We start from the raw sequence: 18,414 nt of genomic DNA on the forward strand, positions 1-18,414 counted from the left end.
TTAATTAAAAAGCGACTTGATCCAATTAACAGATAAATCCAGCACCTCTTCTTTTTTGCTCTTATCCGGCTCATAAACGTTGAATATATGATCAGCCCCACCTAGGTAGTAGGCATCTTCACTAACCGCATTACTTGCCTCAAAAATGACTTTTTCGTGGGCAGGTAAATAGTCGTTCGAGCCTCTTATCGCTAATAGTTCCCCCTCAAAATCACCTAAATTGCGAATAGGGTTGTAACCTAACATGCCCACTACGTGCTTACGGGTCAGGGTCAAATCAACCCAGCTTTTTATCGTGCTTTGCCCCTCTTCTAGCGCTTGCCTTACTTCCTTGTAGTTTTGCGTATTTGTAACGACTTCATTCGGGTTTAGCGCTGTAGACCAAAGCACCATACCTTCAAATGCTTTAGGGTGCGTGCTGACTAACTCCATAGCGGTAGCACCACCTAAACTAAACCCTACCACTACCAGCATTGTACTGGGATATTGCGCTTGCAAATAATCTAGCCCGGCTTGCGCATCTTCTACGCGGCTTTTAAAGGTACTCGATAGTGTATAGTTACTTGCTTCACGCTCAGCCTCACCTCGAACATCAAATCTAACAGAGGCTATGCAATGCGTACTTAACTGATGAGCCAAATCTTTATATAAATCGCCTACTTCGTCTTTTTGCCCTGCCCAACCGTGAATTAACAGTACTGCGCCTTTTACATTAACATTTGAATCGTTTTTAGCGGTGCAACTAGGCTTTTCTAGCACCCCTTTGGCACCCGAACTCAAGTTTATCTTTTGGCTTAAGTTTACGTTTTGGCTTGAGGCTGCAGAACTGCTTAGGCTTTGATTATTCTCAGCTACCTCTGTTTTCGCATCAGCCGCAGCGCTTAATAGCAATGCGCTCGATAACACGGTCCGTACTAGCACCGAACGTAATGGCACCGACCGTAATAGCACTACATTTAATAGACAAGACCAAAGGCCTAACCTTGTACTACCCCTAACTTTCACGCGGTGTGATTTAACGCTTTGCTGTTGAGCCATTATTATCCTTATTACTGCTGCTTATTATTATCTGGCTTAGCGATTATGTCCTACGCTAGTGCCCAACGCTTGCGTCCAACGCTTGGGCCCAATGCTTGGACCTAGCGCTATTAATTAGTCTCAAAGCCTGTTAATACAAACTTTTGCACTCGTCGACCAGTACTGACTTCTGAGGTGTACAGATTACCCTCGCTGTCAGCTACCACACTATGCAGCCAAGTAAACTGACCTGGGTAGCGACCAGGACGACCAAAACTGCCCAACACTTGATAGTTCTCGTGTAATAAAATCCAAATACGGCCATTCATCATATCGGCCACGTACATGTATTTATTGTCGGGCGAAAACGCGATATCAGAAGCTGTCCCTAAGCCGCCGGTTTCGCCAGCCACTATCACGTCTTGCACGAAATTAACCGTACCGCTTTCATCAGCTTTGAATACTTGAATTCGATTATTCCGTCTGTCGCATACATATATTCTGCCGTCAGTTGCTTGGGTAACACAATGCACAATATCACCAAAATTTTGCGCTTGTGTACTAGTAGCACCAGCATTTGCGGTGGCTTGAGAAACATCGAATGCGCCTTCTCGCGTGCCGCCGCCAGGTGCAGTGCCGTATGCCCCCCATAATTGGTCAAACTCATTGGCATCTGTGTTAAACGCTGTCACCCGTTTATTAATGTATCCGTCGGCAATAAAAACTTTATTGGTTTGGGTGTTATGAAAAATATCGGCAGGGTTGCCTAACGTTGATTTACTTAAGTTACCATCGGTTTTTCCACGGGTACCAAACTGGCGAATGAATTCGCCTTTTTCAGTGAAATTGAGTACCACGTGATCCCCATCACCATTTCCACCTAACCATACCGTGTTTTCATCATCCACATATAATCCATGGACAGTTGCTGGCCACTGGTTTTCGCCGTTTATTGAAGGTGAGATTTCAGGTCCGCCCCACGCATTCAATAAGTCACCTTGTGGGGAAAATTGTAAAACATGAGGAGCTGCTTCACAGCATAGCCCCATATTGTTGGTAAGCCCCACATCGAGTTTACTTAGTGAATTTGGGCGGTGTAGCAACCATACGTTATCGTTTTTATCTACAGACAACCCTGGTACTTGGCCAATTATCATCGTTTTCGGCATGGTAGGCCAGCTAGCGTCTACACTAAATTGAGGTACTGGGTGGGTAACATTTGCTTCAGGGTAACGCTCAACGTTTACCAGACTGGATGAAGGTAAATCCTGAGGAAATTGACTATTCGTTGAGGCTTGGTTTTTAACGCTAGCTTGGCCCTCGGTGCCTTCAGCACTTGCGATATTTGCAGCACTCACCGAGAAAGAAACAACGACGCTACTAATGCACAAGCTAGTTATCTTCATAAAAGATTTAGCGCGCGGTAAACAGATACTAAGCATTGTGTTAACCCTTAAGTGTATGAACGAGCAATATTGAATTTGATGTAATTGATAAACTTTGTCTAACTAGCGCTCTAGCACAAGCTCGTTAGTTCGAGCACTCTGATAATAAACGTTTAAATCATAAGCCAACTGATTATTAAACACACTAACAAGTACGTCATGTTCGTTAAAGTGTCGTTAATTTCCGGCCAGTGATAGCAATTTTTTTGCGGCATCCCATTGTGCTGGAGTATTCACATTGGTTAGCCGCGAATTATTTTTAGGTGTTACTTCAATTGCACCAAAATTTGTACACATTGTATTGACTGAGCGTTGGGGCACTTTGCCTTTAACAACATCATCAAGGTACTGACGAACCTCTTTAGTCAACGGCAAAAACAAAGGCAAGTAGTGATGAGAAAAATACGCGGGCCGTTTCGCGCTGGAGCCTTCGTTAATAAGCTGCTCTAAATCTTCTGTGCGCAATAAAGGCAAATCGACGGGCGTGATAATCAATGCATCAGCTTTGCTTTGAATAGCAACAGAATATATTCCGCCCAGAGGCCCAACACCGGCCACTACATCATTGAACACCTCAAATTTATGAGCACAATTATAAGCGGATTTATGAGCACAGTTATAAGCATCGCCATCAGCATCATTAGGCTGATAACCAATGGTGGTAGCTTCATTTCGACTAATCAATAAACGTTCAATAGATAACGAAGAAACTAAATCCGCTGTGTAAGTAAGCATATCGCGCTCATCTCGTTTCAAAAGCGCCTTGTCTTCCCCCATTCGACTTGAAAGCCCACCTGCTAGCACTACACCATCGATGACCATATCGCCCCTCTTTCCTTATACTTGCCCTTAACACTACCTCGACCCACTTTATCACGCTATTAGCATGCGGATAATCATAAATATCAGTCAATTAAAATTAGCCAACACGCAATATAATTAGTGGTTTTCAGCGATTGAAGACGATACCTATTGCGCATAATCAGATAAATTGAGCGAAGTGATAACACTTAATTACTGAAAGCTTTTTTCATCCAGCGCTATTTTTGATTGGCTATGGCTTCAAACTGCTTATCTATTTGGCGGCGCTCGCCGGACTGTTCAATAAACGCTAATGCAGCATTAAATTTATCGATGTGCGCTTGCGCATTTTCAAGCTCTTTAGAGACAATGTAATAAAGCGGAATAGTGGCCACAGGAATGTCGATAATATTAACATTCTCCAATACCTCAAAGAGCTCTGAATTGTGATCGTCTTGCAGATAACCGTTAGTAAAGCCTACTTCGCCCCACCCTTTTGATACTTGAACAATACACCCTCCTGCATCAACCGCTCGTTGAACAGAAAGTTTATAAGCTTTGATAAACGCCGACTGCTCACGACTCAAGCTATGGCCATAGGGCAAACACAGGCGAGCCCCTGTCACATCATCCAATGTATTCACTTTCATTTCTTTAGAGGTATAAATACGTACGGGAATTGAATTAATTTGTTTAGAGTAAATAAACGACTTAGCTCGCTCGTCGGTATAAACATAAGGGAATGTCCCTTGATACTTGCCCTCAAGCGCCCACTTGTAACCGCGCTGCCACGGTAAAATGTCAATATAAATGGGAGTATTCATGTGCTTGAAAACAGCTTTTACTAAGGAAACAGACCAACCACCGTCTTGCGCATTTTTATCGACATAAGGGAAGTAGCTTGCACCAGTGGTTAATAGCGTATCGCTATCTAGCGGCAGCGGCTTCTGTTTTTGTGCAGCCACACTAAAGTAAGGTAAAAATCCCAAACACAGCAAGATAAGCCCTACTACACCGTACTTTTTCATGTACTACTTCCAGCCGTTTTGGTTATTTCATCGCCACTTAGGGTTAAACAACGACTACATATACTTTTAATTAACTATAAAGAAAAAATTACGAGATAAAAATAAAAACTCTGCAATGCCGCACAAAGCAGACCTGTGTTTAACTTTACTGCAGCATTGCATAATATTGATGACAACAGGAGAACGGCTAAGACTTACCGGTCGCTTTCTCACCCCAAATCTCTTCTAAGCGCTGATCGCGACCACAGTTCCAGCGGTAAAGCTTATAACGCACAGGACTTTTCTTATAAAAATCCTGATGGCCTATCTCATCACCTTTAATAGGATAAAACGTTGATGAATCTAAAATAGGCGTAACCACTGTTTGATTTGGAAATTGCGCCTTTACCGCATTTTTAGTGTCTTGTGCAATGGCACGTTCTTCTTCACTTGCCACAAACACAGCACTTAAATAACTGGGGCCTTTATCACAAAATTGCCCTCTTGCATCGAAGGGGTCGATATTCACCCAGTAGTGGTCGAGTATCTCTCGATACGATATTTTGCTTTCATCGTAAGTTATCTTCACCGCTTCATAATGCCCTTTATGGTTACCATTATAAGTAGGGTTGGGCACGGTTCCTCCGGTAAAACCCGAGACCACATCGGTTACGCCCTCTAATTTTTCAAAATCAGATTCCATACACCAGAAACATCCACCAGCCAGAACAGTCTCGTCAGCAGTGGCAATTGGCGCAGCGATAAACGTGCTTAACAATAACGCGTGCAAAATAGATTTCATTATTAACCTTAAAATTAACTATCGAAGACAAAATATACGGCTCACAAATACAGAACGGATTAAGCCTTAGAAACTTTCATTATCAGTCTCATTAAAATTGTGGGTAAAATTTTCATTTAGCCCTGTAACCTAAACGTGATAACACGACTATTAACGTACTACTCCAATGGCGCTTACTATTATCACTTTATCGCCAACGCCCGCATGGCCTTGGCTTGCAGAAAATAAGTGATAACGGCAGAGCACTTGCATCGTTACGTTTTTAAACTTCAAACTGTATAACCAGTTTGGTCAAAAACGTAAGGAAATAGTAAATGAGCATAGTTAAATCAGGCAGTGCGGCATACAAACCTTTAGGCAAACAAGGCAAAGGCAGTATTTCTACCGAAACAGGCGCATTATCTAATCAACCCTACGGATTTAATACACGATTTGAAGATGGCAAAGGCACCAACCCCGAAGAACTCATTGGTGCAGCGCATGCTAGCTGCTTCACCATGGCCTTATCTTTTGCATTATCAGGCGCAGGCTATGATGACGGAGAGTTAAATACTACCGCTAAAATCAGTTTAGATAAGACAGACGATGGTTATGAGATTAGCCAGTCAGCGTTAAGCCTAGAAGCTAGCGTTGAAGGTATTACCGAAGATGAATTTGCTAAAATTGCTCAGGAAGCAAAAGATAACTGCCCAGTCTCGCAGCTTTTAGATACGAAAATCACCCTTGAGTACACGTTGAAGTAGTCGTCTTTTTCACGCTGCTATTTACTTGTAGCTTCAGGGCTTAGTTCTTGAACTAAGCTAACGTAAAAAATATAGCGGATAAGTCAGCAGGCTAACGAAAGCCTGCTGCTTCTTTTATGTAATCCCACCTAATCCGTTAGCTCTTTATCCATTAATTCTTTTTCCGCTATTTTACTCGGCCGCTGCCGCTAACGCCTGTAAATCTTGGGTTAAACTGGTTTCTGCACGTTCTACCACTCGCCCTATCTCTTCACCATCGCGCATTAATATGAAGGTTGGCGTATATTTAAGCCCATGCTTTTCTGCCACCCCTTCCGGATCGCTCTTTTTCCTATCAACGGCAAATAAAGTAAATTGAGGCACATCTAACCCGCTAGCATCTAGTGTTTTTAAAAGTCGGGGCACTTCTCTTTCACTATCATGACACCATGTGCCAAACAATATGAGTAGCGTATCGTCTTCTAAAGCAGATACTGCTTTAATTTCAGCGTCACTAGGTTGATACGACTTATATTCGTCCATGAAGGCGGGATACTGGGCAAGCAAGGCTTCACCACTCATTTCCCCCACAACCTCTGAAATGTCATCTGCACTCATAGCATTGGTTGAGACCATCACTATTAATACAGCTAATATTGGCTTTAGCACACTAAACATGAACTTATCTGCAAACACCTTATCTCTCCTTAAAAGCGTATGCCGTATTCAATAATGCATTGACGTAAAACGCAAGCCTGCTTATCTCTAACTTTCCCTTTTCAAGCTTGCCGTCTTAAACTTTTGCTAGAGCCCAAACACAAAAAAAGCGGCATTTCTGCCGCTTTAATTAACAATATTATTAAATGATAATACCAGTTTCAGTACGCTATTTACCGATTACACCGCAAGCCACTCGCTCGCCGCCACCGCCAAGTTTGGCCGGAGAATCTGAGTAATTATCGCCACCGGCATGAATCATAATGGCGCGCCCTTCGATGTCTTCAAGCTCTAATTCTGGTGCGAAAACAGGCTGTGTGGCATTACCATTTTCGTCAACATACAAAGTTGGTAAATCACCTTCATGACCTTCTTCAGACCAAGGTACACTGTGACTACCCGTATTTTCAGGGTCGAAATGCCCACCCGCAGCACCGCCTAACACTTTTTTGCCATCTTTCATCGCTGCTGAACAATCGCCGTTTTCATGTACATGAAAACCGTGAATACCTGGTGTAAGCCCTGATAACTTCGGTGTAAAGACCACACCATCATCATCGTAGCTACTTACCATTACGCTACCGATAGCTTCGCCTGTTTTAAGATTATTCATCATAATCTTTTTCCCTTCATCCTCATGATGACCGGCGAAACTACTTGCGCTCAAGGCTAGTGAGACTGCACCCACCATGGCGGTTAATGTAAGCTTTTTCATAGCGTTCTCCTTCTCTGCTTAAAATTCGTATGACTGAAACCCGTAAACGTGTAATTGTTAGACGAGCGTGCATTACGACTTATTTTTAAGAGGAGCATAATTTGCACCACTAGTGCTTAACTAGCTATAACCACATGAAATATATAAATTAATAGGATTTCGAATATTTAAACATTACCGCTACCTTTGAACAGGTGTAACGATTTAACGGATGATGTGTAATCTTTACGCAAACCAGCGCCTATTCAATGTAGCCTTCGTTAACCCTGTTACCGCTTCTTTCTCGTTGCAACACGAATAACAACGCTTTATTCTCAAGATACAAAAATGATTTAGTGCATCACTATGCATTGGGTTAATAGTAACGATTAACGTGGTGCGCTACTTTGTTAACTAGAGTTTATAATTTGTGTCGCGCTTTATCGGTGCTGTCATTGTTCTTCTGTATCCCCGTGTTAGCTACCACCAGCTGGCATACGCTTCATCAGCCTACGTTTTATACGCCTCTAGCCGAGACCTCACTCATTGACGGCCCTATCCTTTCGGTATTGGAAACTAAAGACGGGTTTATTTGGTTGGTTGATTCCAAAGGATTATGGCGGTGGGATTCCCAGTCATTGAAAGCGGTAACATTTGAAAATAAGCAAAGCGATACGCCTTCGCCGCAAATTCAAGCCACCTTTGCTACAGACAATGGTGAAGTATGGGTAGGCACTCAACAAGGCCTTTACCGTTTACACCAAGAAAAACTTCAACTCATTGCTTATGAAGAAAGTTTACTTTCGAAAGTTTCAATCCTTCACCTTAACGTCACCTCGGTTGCCAAGAATAAAATTTTTGCGTTTACATCAGATAGAGCCTTGTTCATTTTTAATGATACAACGAAAAAACTATTGGGGTTTGAACTGCCTAATAGAGCGAGGATCCACGCACTTCATGTAGATAACAAGCAGCAGTTGTGGGTTGGCTCTGAACAAGGATTGTTTCATTTCCCGCTTGTTCATATCGCCACTAGCGGCATAGAACATTCTCCTCAACTGGTAGAAGTTGGCAGTTATAAGCAACCTCGTATCAGTAGTATTCTTTCGACCGCTTCAGGCTCCCTCGTGGTAGGTACTGCCGACAAAGGCTTGTTTGTCAAAAATGACGATGCACCGTTTCGCCCATTCGCGTTAGGTAACACGACATCGCCTTGGCTTTTCACAATGAGCGAAATCAAACCTGATTTGGTGCTGCTTGGCACTTTTGGCCAAGGCTTAATAGAAGTGAATATTAAGACTCATGAAATCCGCCAGTTTTCGCACAATCCACTGCAACCTGCCTCGCTTGCTGACGACAATGTTTGGTCTACCTTTACCGATAGCAAGGGGCTAGTATGGATTGGCGCTGGGCACAGCCTGAACATTTTTGATGCCAATAACCAATCGATAATTAACATTTTTGGTGGTGCAAATATTGATAAAAGCTTGGGTAACCGAAAGGTACATTCGGTGCAGTCTCATGATGGCGAACTTTTAGTGGGCACGGGTAACGCCGGAATCGAAATACTATCTCCTATAAATGGCAAAACAGGGCAGCTGTGGGAAACATCAGAAAATCCCGTAGAAACCTTACATGCCGCTAAAGATGGAGATGTATATGCTTCAAGCAACTTTGCAACAGTGAAAATTGACTCTGCCACTAAACAAAACTTTCCACTGGCAGTCGGTATACGTAAACCTTCAACATTTACCACTGCTTTTTTATCGACCGAGACGAGTTTGTGGCTAGGCGGCACAGACGGCTTATGGGTGCGACACAAGGGTACAGAAAAACAAATCGAATTTGCTAACAGTATTAACGAGAGACGTATCGCCTCATTGGCCATTGATGAAAGTCGCTTATGGATTGGCACGTGGCAAGGATTGGTAAAGGGCGATATTCACATGGGCCAAACTATCAATTTAGCGACAACCCAAATTACTCACCCCATTTTAAAACAACAATATATATCAAGTTTATTCGTTGACGAAAAAGGTTACCTTTGGGTCGGAACGGGCTCTGCAGGTGTATTTGTTAAACCTCAACAAGCTGATTGGATTCAAATAGAGAGCGCTAATGGCTTACCTGGCAATAATATTGCTGCTATCGCAGGTGAAAATGCAGATCATATTTGGGTGAGTACGACTCGAGGCATTGCGGCAATAAACCGCTATACCTTTGATGTCACCCGCGCAGCTACCGCACCAAGTATGGCCAATGCGCCTTATGCACATTCAGCGGCGACAACGACAGGTGAGAACGACATTGTTTTTGGGGGCGTTAACGGCTTAACCATTATTGACAGTGCTAATTTTACGTTTTCGAGGCCGACTGTTCCCATAGTGCTTACTGATATAACGTTGGTTAATCAGGACGATAGCATTGAATCACTGGGGCTAACTGCGACTGATTTAACCGTTCCTCCGTTAGCAAAACGACTTACTTTCGAATTTGCCGCGCTTGATTATCTTACCCCTGAACATACCCACTATCGCTATCGCGTATTAGGATTGGATGGAAACTGGGTTCAGGCAAATGCTGAGCAACGTTTAGCCGTTATTACTATGCCACAACCTGGCGACTATACTTTGCAAATTGAGTACTCTTACGATGGGATCTTGTGGGAAAAAAATGCATTGCATCGGCAGTTACTTGTTATGCCAGCGTGGTATCAAACCCTGCTAGCAAAATTTGTGGCTATTGTATTTTTATGTATCGCCGTCTACCTAGGTCATTTATTGGGAGTAAGACACCATAGACAACGTCAGGCATTTTTAAAAAAGCTCGTAAACGCGAGAACGGCTGAATTGTTGGCCGCGAATAAACAACTAAAAGAGCAAGCCACTGCGCTGAAAGAGGCTAGCTTGACTGACCCCCTGACCGGGTTACACAACAGACGCTATTTAGCACAACACATTGAGCGCGACATTGCTCTCGTGCAGCGTTATTACGAAAACTGTGCACAAACCTATTCTATTCCCAAAAACCAGCACGATATACTGTTCTTCGTTATCGATTTAGACCACTTTAAAAACATCAACGATACTTATGGACACCAGGCTGGTGATAAGGTTTTAGTAGAAACACAAAATCGCTTAAAGCATATATTTCGTGAAACTGATTACCTTATACGCTGGGGAGGTGAAGAGTTTCTTGTCGTCGTCCATAACACCCCTAGAGAAGATGCCTATGTGATGGCTGAGCGAGTAGTGGATATTGTAGGTTCACGTGCGTTCCAACTTTCAGAAGGTACACAAAGGCATGTTACCTGTTCAATTGGCTATGCGGCTTACCCGCTTTCTCAACAGCATTATGATATTTTTGATTGGCAAACCACAATAGGCTTTGCTGATACTGCGCTTTATGGCGCGAAAAATAATCGCCGCAACACATGGATGGGCTTAACGTCTATTCCATCAAGCACAGACCGAAAGGCACTAGAAAAGGTTGCCAACGCGCCTTCATCTATTTTCACCTACGCGCAAGTTCAACAACCTACGACACTGCAATAATAAAAACACCGAGTTTTATTTTACTGAATATAGAAAGCCGTCAACGAAAAAGCCCCCGCTCGTTGGGCTTTCCAACTGCGGGGGCTTTTATTAAAAACAATTGTCTATGTTACGACTAACTGTTTCTTTCTCGCTTGTCGCCGCGCTTGCCACGCTTTTCTTTCATCGATTCGAACTTTTCTAGCTGTTCGTCGGTTAGAATTTCGCTTACTTTGACACGTACATCGGCCATTTTAAGGAAACGTGCTTTCGCTTTTTCGGCTTTTAGGTTTGCAAGTTCATTTAGGTCTTGCTCGTAATTAGCGTCTGACGGATCGAGTGCCTTAAATTGCGCTCTAAACGAATCTTCGCTGCCTTTCTCTGGGCGGTTTGCTTTGCGCTCCGCTTTAAGTTCGGCCTTCAGTGCTTTTAGCGCATCTTGCTGCTCGTCAGTTAAATCTAGCACTTTCGTCATTTTGTGTATGGGGAAGAAGTCAGGACCTTTACGGTCATCAGAATGTTTACCACCTGCATAAGCAGTCGTGGCGATACATGCACTCAATAAAACACCGGCAATTAATTTTTTCATCTTAATATTCCTACTTGTTTTGGTCATGATGCTGCATGACATGGGGGAAACGTTTTGTTTCATCAACGGAGCTAAGTATGCATAAACGATTCGATAAGTAGGGTTAAGCTAGTGTAAAGTTCGGTAAAGTTGAAAAGTCCTCAAAATAAAACGGTTAATCTCTATTTTATGGAAAATGAAAAATACAAAATCTTACTGGTAGATGACGACGCAGAACTTTGCGCGCTACTCAGTGAATTCCTGCAAACCGACGGCTTTGCAGTTGAAACCTTAAATAGTGGCGATGCCGCCGTTGCCCGCTTATTGCAAAGCGATGAGTTCGATACGGTAGTGTTAGATATTATGATGCCCGGTATGTCAGGCCTAGATGTGTTGCGAAATGTGCGCGCTAAAAAACAGACGCCTATTCTTATGCTTACCGGTCGTGGTGATGACATAGATAGAATTCTTGGCTTAGAAATGGGCGCCGACGATTACCTAGCGAAGCCTTGTAACCCGCGGGAACTTGGCGCGCGTATTCGCGCCATTATACGCCGGACCCAAAATGGCAATGCGCCAACCCAAACGGTTGTGCATGCTGAACTTCACGGCATTGTGCTTGATAGCGGCGCGAGAACGGCGCTTGTCGATAACACTCCCCTGCCTTTAACGGGCGCAGAGTTCAATGCGCTAAGCTTGTTAATGGAACGCGTTGGGCAAACCATCACAAAACAAGAAATGACAGAAGAAGTGCTTAATCGGCCGCTTGAAGCTTATGACCGTGCCATGGATGTACACGTAAGCCGAATACGCCAGAAGCTGACTGCGGTAGGTATAAACGACGTGATTAAGTCGGTTCGTGGTGTGGGTTATCAAATGCTAACCCCACCAGCACAACAGTAAGGTATAGCATGAAGCATTCAGAGGTTTGGCATTCAATAAAACAGACGTTTGGGATTAAACGCCTGTTTTGGCGAATATTCCTTACATTCTGGGTAGCTAGCTTACTCGTGATGACTGCCACGGGATATGTACTGGTTAGCAAATACACGTCTGATGAATATAGTCAGCGTTACTTTAATGGTGTAATTAGCCAAGCCGAGCGCATTGTATGGCGTTATGAGCAAGACTTAGCTAGCGGGAACGTACCCAAAGGCAAGATAAAAGACTGGATAAGCCATAATGTCAGACATCGTAGCGATCTCATTGCTATGCAGATATCAGACAACACGGGTAGAACCATCTATCACTATCGTATGAACAAGGTGCCTCAAAGGGATCGCACAGTAAAATTAGTATATGGTCTATCGGCACTACCCTATCGCGTTGAAACCCGATTGCCAGAGGCGCCTCGCATCTATAAACAAGTACTTTACCGGTTTCAATCATTGCAGTTCGTTTTTATCTTTATTGCCTCTGCTATTGTCAGTGCGCTATTAAGTTGGGGGATCGTACGCCCTATTAACTTCTTAGGTGCGTTTAGTCGCCGTTATGCCGACCAACAAGAAGTTGCTACGCTGCCTAACGCCATTCTGACTCGTGGTGATGAACTGGGCGACTTAGCCGCCGATATTAGCTTTATGGTCAATAAAACGCATCAAGCTGCCACCAATCAGCAACAACTGCTGCATGATGTTTCTCATGAACTTCGCGCGCCGCTGGCTCGTTTGCAAGCATCAGCAGCCATTATTGAGCAGCACACGCCAGATAGTCGTCACGTAAAGCAAATTCATAATGATTGCGTTCGTATGGATGCACTTATTCAACAGATTTTGGATTATTCAAAGTTAGAAAAAGGTAACCCAACCCCAGAAGCGTGCGATATTAACGCCCTGTGTGAACGTATAGCCGATGATATGGCAGTGCATTACCCGGGCATTCCACTAACCCTTAACTGCGAGCCTAATGTAACAATTTCAGGTTATGCAGAAGCCCTTCATCAGGCACTGGAAAACATTATTGGCAATGCCTGTAAATATTCATCTCGCGGTGAATTGGTTGAGGTGAGCACGGAAAAACGGAGTAACACGGCTGTAATTACCGTGCGCGACCATGGTCCTGGTGTTGATAGTGAGGAAATAGAAAAGTTGCTTCAACCTTTCTACCGTGCAGGCAACCAAATGCATACATCAGGATTCGGACTAGGGCTGAGCATTGCGAAAAAAGCCATTGAAAAACATAGTGGAAGATTACAAATGACTCGCCCTGCCGATGGTGGTTTACGGGTTGAAATTGCGTTGCCGATAAATCAGTAATCCACCACGTAACATCCTCCGACTATTCAATATAGAACCTTGAAACCAGATTCAACCCTGATATAAATCAGTACTGTTTAACCGCCCCCCTACAGCCGAGTTAAAAGTCAGTACAGTGCAGCTTGAAAATAAGGCATATAACCTGCTTATTTATGATGACTAGCTAACTTATTCCCCGTGTTTGCCAATGTGAATAGCCTGCGTTAGGTGCTTGAAATACAGGCTCGACAACACCGTGGAGATAATACGTTTCTAATAAATAGCGTGCTTTTTTCGTGCTTTACTAAGGGTAGGATGATGATGACAAAAACAAGGATTGCGTTAATTGGTGGCGGCCCCAGCGCCCTTTCTATCCTTAAAAAAGCATTGTGTTTTTGTGGCAAGCAACTGGATGATAACGATAGTGTAACTGGCAGAGCATCGCCTCACTTAACCTTCGATATCTTTGAGCGAAATACCGCCCTAGGCAAAGGCATGCCTTACAGTAAAGATGGGGCGTCGTGGGAACATATTACCAATATTTCATCTGATGAATTGGCTCCGTTTGATGAAACCCTGCTTGAATGGTTGCGTCAGCAAAGCACAGAGTACCTCGCGAAATATCAAATTGAAAAAACTAAACTGCATGAAAAACACGTGGTGCCCCGATTGCTCTTTGGAGAATATTTACAGGCCCAATTTTGTGAATTAATTGGCAGATGCCGTGCAGCAGGGATACACGTGAACGTGCATCTTCAGTGCAACGTTTTGGACATTAAACCCAGCACTGCAGATGAAAACAGCCTTGAGCGTAATAATAGCCCTGAGCGTTTAGGCAGCCTTGAGCGCAATAATAGCCTTGAGCGTAATCACAGCCCTGAGCGTGGAAGCAGCCCTGAGCGTGGAAGCAGCCCTGAGCGTGGAAGCAGCCCTGAGCGTCAAACCAGCCCTGAGCCGGTAACCAGCGAGAGCCACACTGGTATCAATATATTAACTGACAACGGATGGGTAACCGGATTTGATAAAGTGGTGATCTGCACTGGTCACATTTGGCCCAAAACCCACGAAGGCAAAGTAAAAGGATATTTTGATTCTCCCTACCCGCCCACTAAGTTGCAGCAAAAATATAACCATACAATAGCGCTTAAAGGCAGTTCCCTTACCGCTATTGATGCTATTCGTACGTTAAGCGAAGCTAATGGTGAGTTTTATCAAACTGATAACCAATTAAAATACCGTTTATTCGACAACGTACCAGATTTCAAGATAATCATGCACTCGTTAGAGGGTTTACTGCCGAATATTCGCTTTCACTTAGACGACCCGCTAGTGTCTGATGAAGGCATGCTAAGCGAGCAAGAAATTGCTCAACATAGGGCTGATAACGATGGTTTCTTAAGTTTAGATTTTATTTTTGAGCGAAACTTCAAAGCGGCATTAAATAAACTGGACACTGTTTTTTATCAAAAAATAGCGAACAAAAACATAGAGTCGTTTTGCCAATGGATGCTTGATTCTCGTAAAGCGTATGAGCCCTTCACCTTATTTAAAATTGAGTACCTGCAAGCCGAGCAGTCGATTAAACAACAGAGCACATTGCAATGGAAAGAAGCCCTCGCATTATTAAGCTTCACGATAAACCACCCAGCTAAGTACTTTAGTGCAGAAGATACCCTACGACTACGCAATCACCTTCTGCCTCTTATTGGCCTTATGATTGCGAATATTCCGCAATCGTCCGCGGCCCAGTTACTTGCCCTACATGAAAGCGGCGTACTCGATATCATTGCTGTTGATAGCAGCAGCCGCTTAGAAATTGAAGGTGATGGCGATTTTCAATTTCATTATAAGGACGAGGCCAACAAGCCTACTGTAAACACATATAAAACTTTTATCGATTGCACTGGGCAGAAGTCACTGCCAATAGACGCATTCCCTTTTAAATCTATGTTTGCAGGTGCCGAGCCATTAGTCGCTAAAGTGAGGTTTAAAGATAAGTATCAAGGTAAAAAGCATCTAGTAGAGACCCCTAATAGCGTATGCAAAGGCTCCGACAACGAATACTATTTAGAAACAGGTGGTTTTGCTATTAACGATGACTTTCAACCCATTTTAGCCAACGGTAGTCTTAACGAGCGCTACTTTGTTATGGCTGTGCCGTATATTAGTGGGTTCAATCCAGACTATTCAGGTTTCGATTTTTGTGATCAGGTGGCAGAGCTGATTGTGAATAAGCTTAAGTGAATCAATAAAACTATGCACCACCTATGCTAGAGTGCTTGTATCATTTGGGGATAAAAAATCGTTTTTTAACTGAATACCGTATTAGTGGTAGATGCACTATTAGAACGTGCTTTAAAAGGATATAAAAATGAAAAAGATAATTGCCGTGATGGTCGCGGTAGCCAGCTTAGCCGCGTGCAGCGATAATGAAGTAGGAGATGTGTCGTTAGGCGTATTCACCACAAAGGATATTAAGTTAGACGCCATGCAAGACCCTATCGTAACAGGCGTGACTTGCCATATCTCTAGTATTGAAGCGAATTTAGATGTGTCAGACCCTTCCGATAGCTCTATAGCTTGTCGTCAAACCGGTGAAATTACCGCACAAATGCTAAGAGATATCGACAAATCCGATTCGGGCGACATCATATTCAGAAAATCGAAGAGCATTTTCTTTAAGAACATGAAAGTAAGACGCATATTCGACGCCAAGTCACAAACCTTGATGTATCTTTCGTATTCTACAAAAGAAACATCAGGAAGTTATAAACATAGCTTGTCGACAGTACCTTTATGGGGAACGGCGGCCTACGGTGTGATTACTAACGAAGATTAACCGCCGATTGCTACTCATCAATTGCTGGCCGTCAATTGCTAGCCGTCAAAGATTAGCTAGAGACGTAATTTACGTTTAATTTAGAACTAAAAACCGTGGTACGTGACGAATTCTTCGTTGTCGGCACGTACCGATCTTACCTCGTTAGCAGCAAAGTTTTCATCTGGGTACCCTAGCGCAATACAAATCATAATGGCTTCAGAGTCTGGTATTTGCGCATGTTTATGCACTACATCAGATTGCATTATGCCTTGGCCGTTAATTACGCAACCAAGCCCTAAATCCCAAGCTGCTAATACAATACCGTAAGCTAAAGAGCCTAAACCAAATTGCGTGATACCTGCAGGCTCTAGGGCTTTATCGTAAGTTAATACCAATGACACGGGCGCATCAAACTGCCTAAAACCACGCATCATCCAATCCATACGTTTTTCTTTGTCTTCCCTAGCTATGCCCATTACATCGAATAGCTGCATGGCAACATCACGCTGTCGTTGCTTATGAACGCCGTCATAGTCTTCTTTGTAAGGGAAGTCTCTGACGTACGGCGTACCGGCTAATGTTCTCTCAGTATTACCTTCACGAATTTTATCGAGCACATCACCCGCTACCGCATGAATTTTCCACGTTTGGGTGTTGTAAGACGAAGGAGCCCATTTCGCTGCGTTAATAATGGCATCCACGGTTTCTTTAGTGACAGCTTGTTTGGTAAAACCACGTACACTTTTACGTGATGCAGCAAATTCAGCAAAATTCATACTTACTTCCTATCTCAGTCATTACACTCAATTGTTAAAATAGAGTAAACACAGCTAGATAGGTATGCAATAAGCGCTAACCAGATATTGGATTGTTTGTTTTTATAGATATGTATTCGAGGGAAAAGTCAGGGTGTGTTGCCAATGATTTTAACAACACCCCTACCGAGGTTTTATTAGTATGGATTAACCATCTGAAGTGATAGTGTCAATTATCTCGTCTAGAACAGCTTCCGCTCTACTAGTTTCTACTTGGCACGTACCGGCATTCAAGTGGCCACCACCGCCGTACTTAAGGCATAGTTCACCGACGTTTGTATTTGAAGTGCGGTTGGTGATTGATTTACCAATAGCGAAAACCACGTTTTGCTTTTTAAGGCCCCACATTTTGTGAATTGAGATATTGCAATCGGAATACATCGCATAAATCACAAAACGGTTGGTCGCGTAAATGGTTTCTTCTTCGGTTAAATCGAGCACCACAAGGTTCTTGTGAACGGTTGCACATTTGGCCAATTGCACTTTCGCTAGCTCATTGTGCTCGTGATACAAAGCTACACGCTCGGCAACATCTTCCATTTCCAAAATTTCTTCAATACTGTGATCTTTACATGCATCAATTAATTTCATCATTAACTGATAGTTCGAAATTTTGAAATCACGGAAACGCCCCAAACCAGTTCGGGCATCCATGATGAAGTTCATCAATACCCAATCGGTTGGCTCTAGTATTTCTTCTTCGGAAAATTGCGCGGCATCTCCTTTATCTACGGCTTCCATCATATCAACAGAAATACTGGGAAACTTTTCTGCGCCGCCGTAATAGTCATATACCACTCGCGCAGCAGAAGGTGCCTCAGGGTCGATTACATGATTTTTAATGTCACTCGCGTTTCGAACTGTTTCACTAAGATGATGATCAAACGCAATATGACAGCCCGCCACATAAGGCAGATTAGTGGTTATGTCATTCTCAGTAATATCTATTTTGCCATCTTGCATATCTTTAGGGTGCACAAATAAAATATCATCGATGAGATCTAAATCTTTCAATAGCACGGCACAAACTAATCCATCAAAATCGCTTCGAGTAACTAGTCTAAATTTATTATCGGGCATGTGGTTTCCATCTCTTCATTAAGCTGCTGCTTTTAGTGTAACAGTTAAAATGAAGTTTAGCGTAATACCACAACAGTACAATTATCACCTCGCAGAAGCGCTTTAAATCGAACCTAAAATGCATTAGCATTACACTTCTTCATTGAATTAACCGTTGG

At 43.2% G+C, this 18,414-nt stretch carries 16 protein-coding genes; 6 read left to right on the top strand and 10 right to left on the bottom strand.

Annotation, left to right across the window (positions count from 1 at the left end; genetic code table 11):
• The 5 genes from J5X92_RS12355 to msrA form a co-directional block, all read right to left on the bottom strand.
• Complete coding sequence (locus J5X92_RS12355; RefSeq protein WP_208805871.1) at positions 1-1,038, bottom strand: alpha/beta fold hydrolase; 1,038 nt, start codon at positions 1,036-1,038, stop codon at positions 1-3.
• Between the two features lie 110 nt (positions 1,039-1,148).
• Positions 1,149-2,423, bottom strand: coding sequence for a beta-propeller fold lactonase family protein (locus tag J5X92_RS12360; protein ID WP_244360717.1), 1,275 nt, complete (start codon positions 2,421-2,423; stop codon positions 1,149-1,151).
• Between the two features lie 216 nt (positions 2,424-2,639).
• Positions 2,640-3,284 carry a molybdenum cofactor guanylyltransferase gene (locus J5X92_RS12365; RefSeq protein WP_126873019.1) on the bottom strand — a complete coding sequence of 215 codons (645 nt, stop codon included), beginning with the start codon at positions 3,282-3,284 and terminating at the stop codon, positions 2,640-2,642.
• A 218-nt stretch (positions 3,285-3,502) separates the two neighbouring features.
• Positions 3,503-4,291 carry a transporter substrate-binding domain-containing protein gene (locus tag J5X92_RS12370; protein WP_126873018.1) on the bottom strand — a complete coding sequence of 263 codons (789 nt, stop codon included), beginning with the start codon at positions 4,289-4,291 and terminating at the stop codon, positions 3,503-3,505.
• A gap of 187 nt (positions 4,292-4,478) precedes the next feature.
• Complete coding sequence (msrA, locus tag J5X92_RS12375) at positions 4,479-5,072, bottom strand: peptide-methionine (S)-S-oxide reductase MsrA (RefSeq protein ID WP_126873017.1); 594 nt, start codon at positions 5,070-5,072, stop codon at positions 4,479-4,481.
• A gap of 314 nt (positions 5,073-5,386) precedes the next feature.
• Between msrA and J5X92_RS12380 the strand changes: the two genes are divergently transcribed.
• Positions 5,387-5,815 carry an OsmC family protein gene (locus J5X92_RS12380; RefSeq protein ID WP_013783601.1) on the top strand — a complete coding sequence of 143 codons (429 nt, stop codon included), beginning with the start codon at positions 5,387-5,389 and terminating at the stop codon, positions 5,813-5,815.
• Positions 5,816-5,986: 171 nt separating this feature from the next.
• On the opposite strand, the gene J5X92_RS12385 is transcribed toward J5X92_RS12380, so the two are convergent.
• Positions 5,987-6,490, bottom strand: a complete 504-nt coding sequence (locus J5X92_RS12385; RefSeq protein ID WP_126873016.1) for a thioredoxin family protein — start codon at positions 6,488-6,490, stop codon at positions 5,987-5,989.
• A 190-nt stretch (positions 6,491-6,680) separates the two neighbouring features.
• Positions 6,681-7,226, bottom strand: coding sequence for a superoxide dismutase family protein (gene sodC / locus J5X92_RS12390; protein WP_126873015.1), 546 nt, complete (start codon positions 7,224-7,226; stop codon positions 6,681-6,683).
• Positions 7,227-7,612: 386 nt separating this feature from the next.
• On the opposite strand from sodC, the gene J5X92_RS12395 reads away from it, so the two are divergent.
• Entirely contained in the window at positions 7,613-10,759 is a 3,147-nt protein-coding gene (locus J5X92_RS12395; protein WP_126873014.1) for a ligand-binding sensor domain-containing diguanylate cyclase, read from the top strand.
• Between the two features lie 115 nt (positions 10,760-10,874).
• On the opposite strand, the gene J5X92_RS12400 is transcribed toward J5X92_RS12395, so the two are convergent.
• On the bottom strand, positions 10,875-11,327 hold the full coding sequence (locus J5X92_RS12400; protein ID WP_013783597.1) for a Spy/CpxP family protein refolding chaperone: 453 nt from the start codon (positions 11,325-11,327) through the stop codon (positions 10,875-10,877).
• A gap of 168 nt (positions 11,328-11,495) precedes the next feature.
• Here J5X92_RS12400 and J5X92_RS12405 point away from each other — a divergent pair, with 168 nt between their 5' ends.
• The 4 genes from J5X92_RS12405 to J5X92_RS12420 all read left to right on the top strand — a co-directional run bounded on the left by J5X92_RS12405 (position 11,496) and on the right by J5X92_RS12420 (position 16,379).
• Positions 11,496-12,209, top strand: a complete 714-nt coding sequence (locus tag J5X92_RS12405) for a response regulator transcription factor (protein WP_013783596.1) — start codon at positions 11,496-11,498, stop codon at positions 12,207-12,209.
• An 8-nt stretch (positions 12,210-12,217) separates the two neighbouring features.
• Positions 12,218-13,561 (top strand): HAMP domain-containing sensor histidine kinase, encoded by a 1,344-nt coding sequence (locus J5X92_RS12410; protein ID WP_013783595.1) that lies wholly within the window; start codon positions 12,218-12,220, stop codon positions 13,559-13,561.
• Positions 13,562-13,861: 300 nt separating this feature from the next.
• On the top strand, positions 13,862-15,784 hold the full coding sequence (locus tag J5X92_RS12415) for an FAD/NAD(P)-binding protein (protein ID WP_244360720.1): 1,923 nt from the start codon (positions 13,862-13,864) through the stop codon (positions 15,782-15,784).
• A gap of 127 nt (positions 15,785-15,911) precedes the next feature.
• Entirely contained in the window at positions 15,912-16,379 is a 468-nt protein-coding gene (locus tag J5X92_RS12420; RefSeq protein WP_126873011.1) for a CreA family protein, read from the top strand.
• Positions 16,380-16,465: 86 nt separating this feature from the next.
• Here the strand turns inward: J5X92_RS12420 and J5X92_RS12425 are convergent, their stop codons facing one another.
• Together J5X92_RS12425 and J5X92_RS12430 are read right to left on the bottom strand one after the other, a co-directional pair.
• Entirely contained in the window at positions 16,466-17,137 is a 672-nt protein-coding gene (locus J5X92_RS12425) for a nitroreductase (protein WP_126873010.1), read from the bottom strand.
• A 186-nt stretch (positions 17,138-17,323) separates the two neighbouring features.
• Positions 17,324-18,256: an exopolyphosphatase gene (locus tag J5X92_RS12430; protein WP_126873009.1), complete on the bottom strand. Its 933-nt coding sequence runs from the start codon at positions 18,254-18,256 to the stop codon at positions 17,324-17,326.
• Positions 18,257-18,414 lie beyond the last annotated feature (158 nt).

Source organism: Alteromonas sp. K632G, from assembly GCF_017653625.1.
Lineage (GTDB): Bacteria > Pseudomonadota > Gammaproteobacteria > Enterobacterales > Alteromonadaceae > Alteromonas > Alteromonas naphthalenivorans.

Coding starts and splice junctions, on each gene's coding strand:
- J5X92_RS12415 (WP_244360720.1), top strand. CDS start 13,862: ATGACAAAAACAAGGATTGCGTTAATTGGTGGCGGCCCCAGCGCCCTT.
- J5X92_RS12370 (WP_126873018.1), bottom strand. CDS start 4,291: ATGAAAAAGTACGGTGTAGTAGGGCTTATCTTGCTGTGTTTGGGATTT.
- msrA (WP_126873017.1), bottom strand. CDS start 5,072: ATGAAATCTATTTTGCACGCGTTATTGTTAAGCACGTTTATCGCTGCG.
- J5X92_RS12380 (WP_013783601.1), top strand. CDS start 5,387: ATGAGCATAGTTAAATCAGGCAGTGCGGCATACAAACCTTTAGGCAAA.
- J5X92_RS12355 (WP_208805871.1), bottom strand. CDS start 1,038: ATGGCTCAACAGCAAAGCGTTAAATCACACCGCGTGAAAGTTAGGGGT.
- J5X92_RS12425 (WP_126873010.1), bottom strand. CDS start 17,137: ATGAATTTTGCTGAATTTGCTGCATCACGTAAAAGTGTACGTGGTTTT.
- J5X92_RS12430 (WP_126873009.1), bottom strand. CDS start 18,256: ATGCCCGATAATAAATTTAGACTAGTTACTCGAAGCGATTTTGATGGA.
- sodC (WP_126873015.1), bottom strand. CDS start 7,226: ATGAAAAAGCTTACATTAACCGCCATGGTGGGTGCAGTCTCACTAGCC.
- J5X92_RS12410 (WP_013783595.1), top strand. CDS start 12,218: ATGAAGCATTCAGAGGTTTGGCATTCAATAAAACAGACGTTTGGGATT.
- J5X92_RS12400 (WP_013783597.1), bottom strand. CDS start 11,327: ATGAAAAAATTAATTGCCGGTGTTTTATTGAGTGCATGTATCGCCACG.
- J5X92_RS12405 (WP_013783596.1), top strand. CDS start 11,496: ATGGAAAATGAAAAATACAAAATCTTACTGGTAGATGACGACGCAGAA.
- J5X92_RS12360 (WP_244360717.1), bottom strand. CDS start 2,423: ATGAAGATAACTAGCTTGTGCATTAGTAGCGTCGTTGTTTCTTTCTCG.
- J5X92_RS12420 (WP_126873011.1), top strand. CDS start 15,912: ATGAAAAAGATAATTGCCGTGATGGTCGCGGTAGCCAGCTTAGCCGCG.
- J5X92_RS12365 (WP_126873019.1), bottom strand. CDS start 3,284: ATGGTCATCGATGGTGTAGTGCTAGCAGGTGGGCTTTCAAGTCGAATG.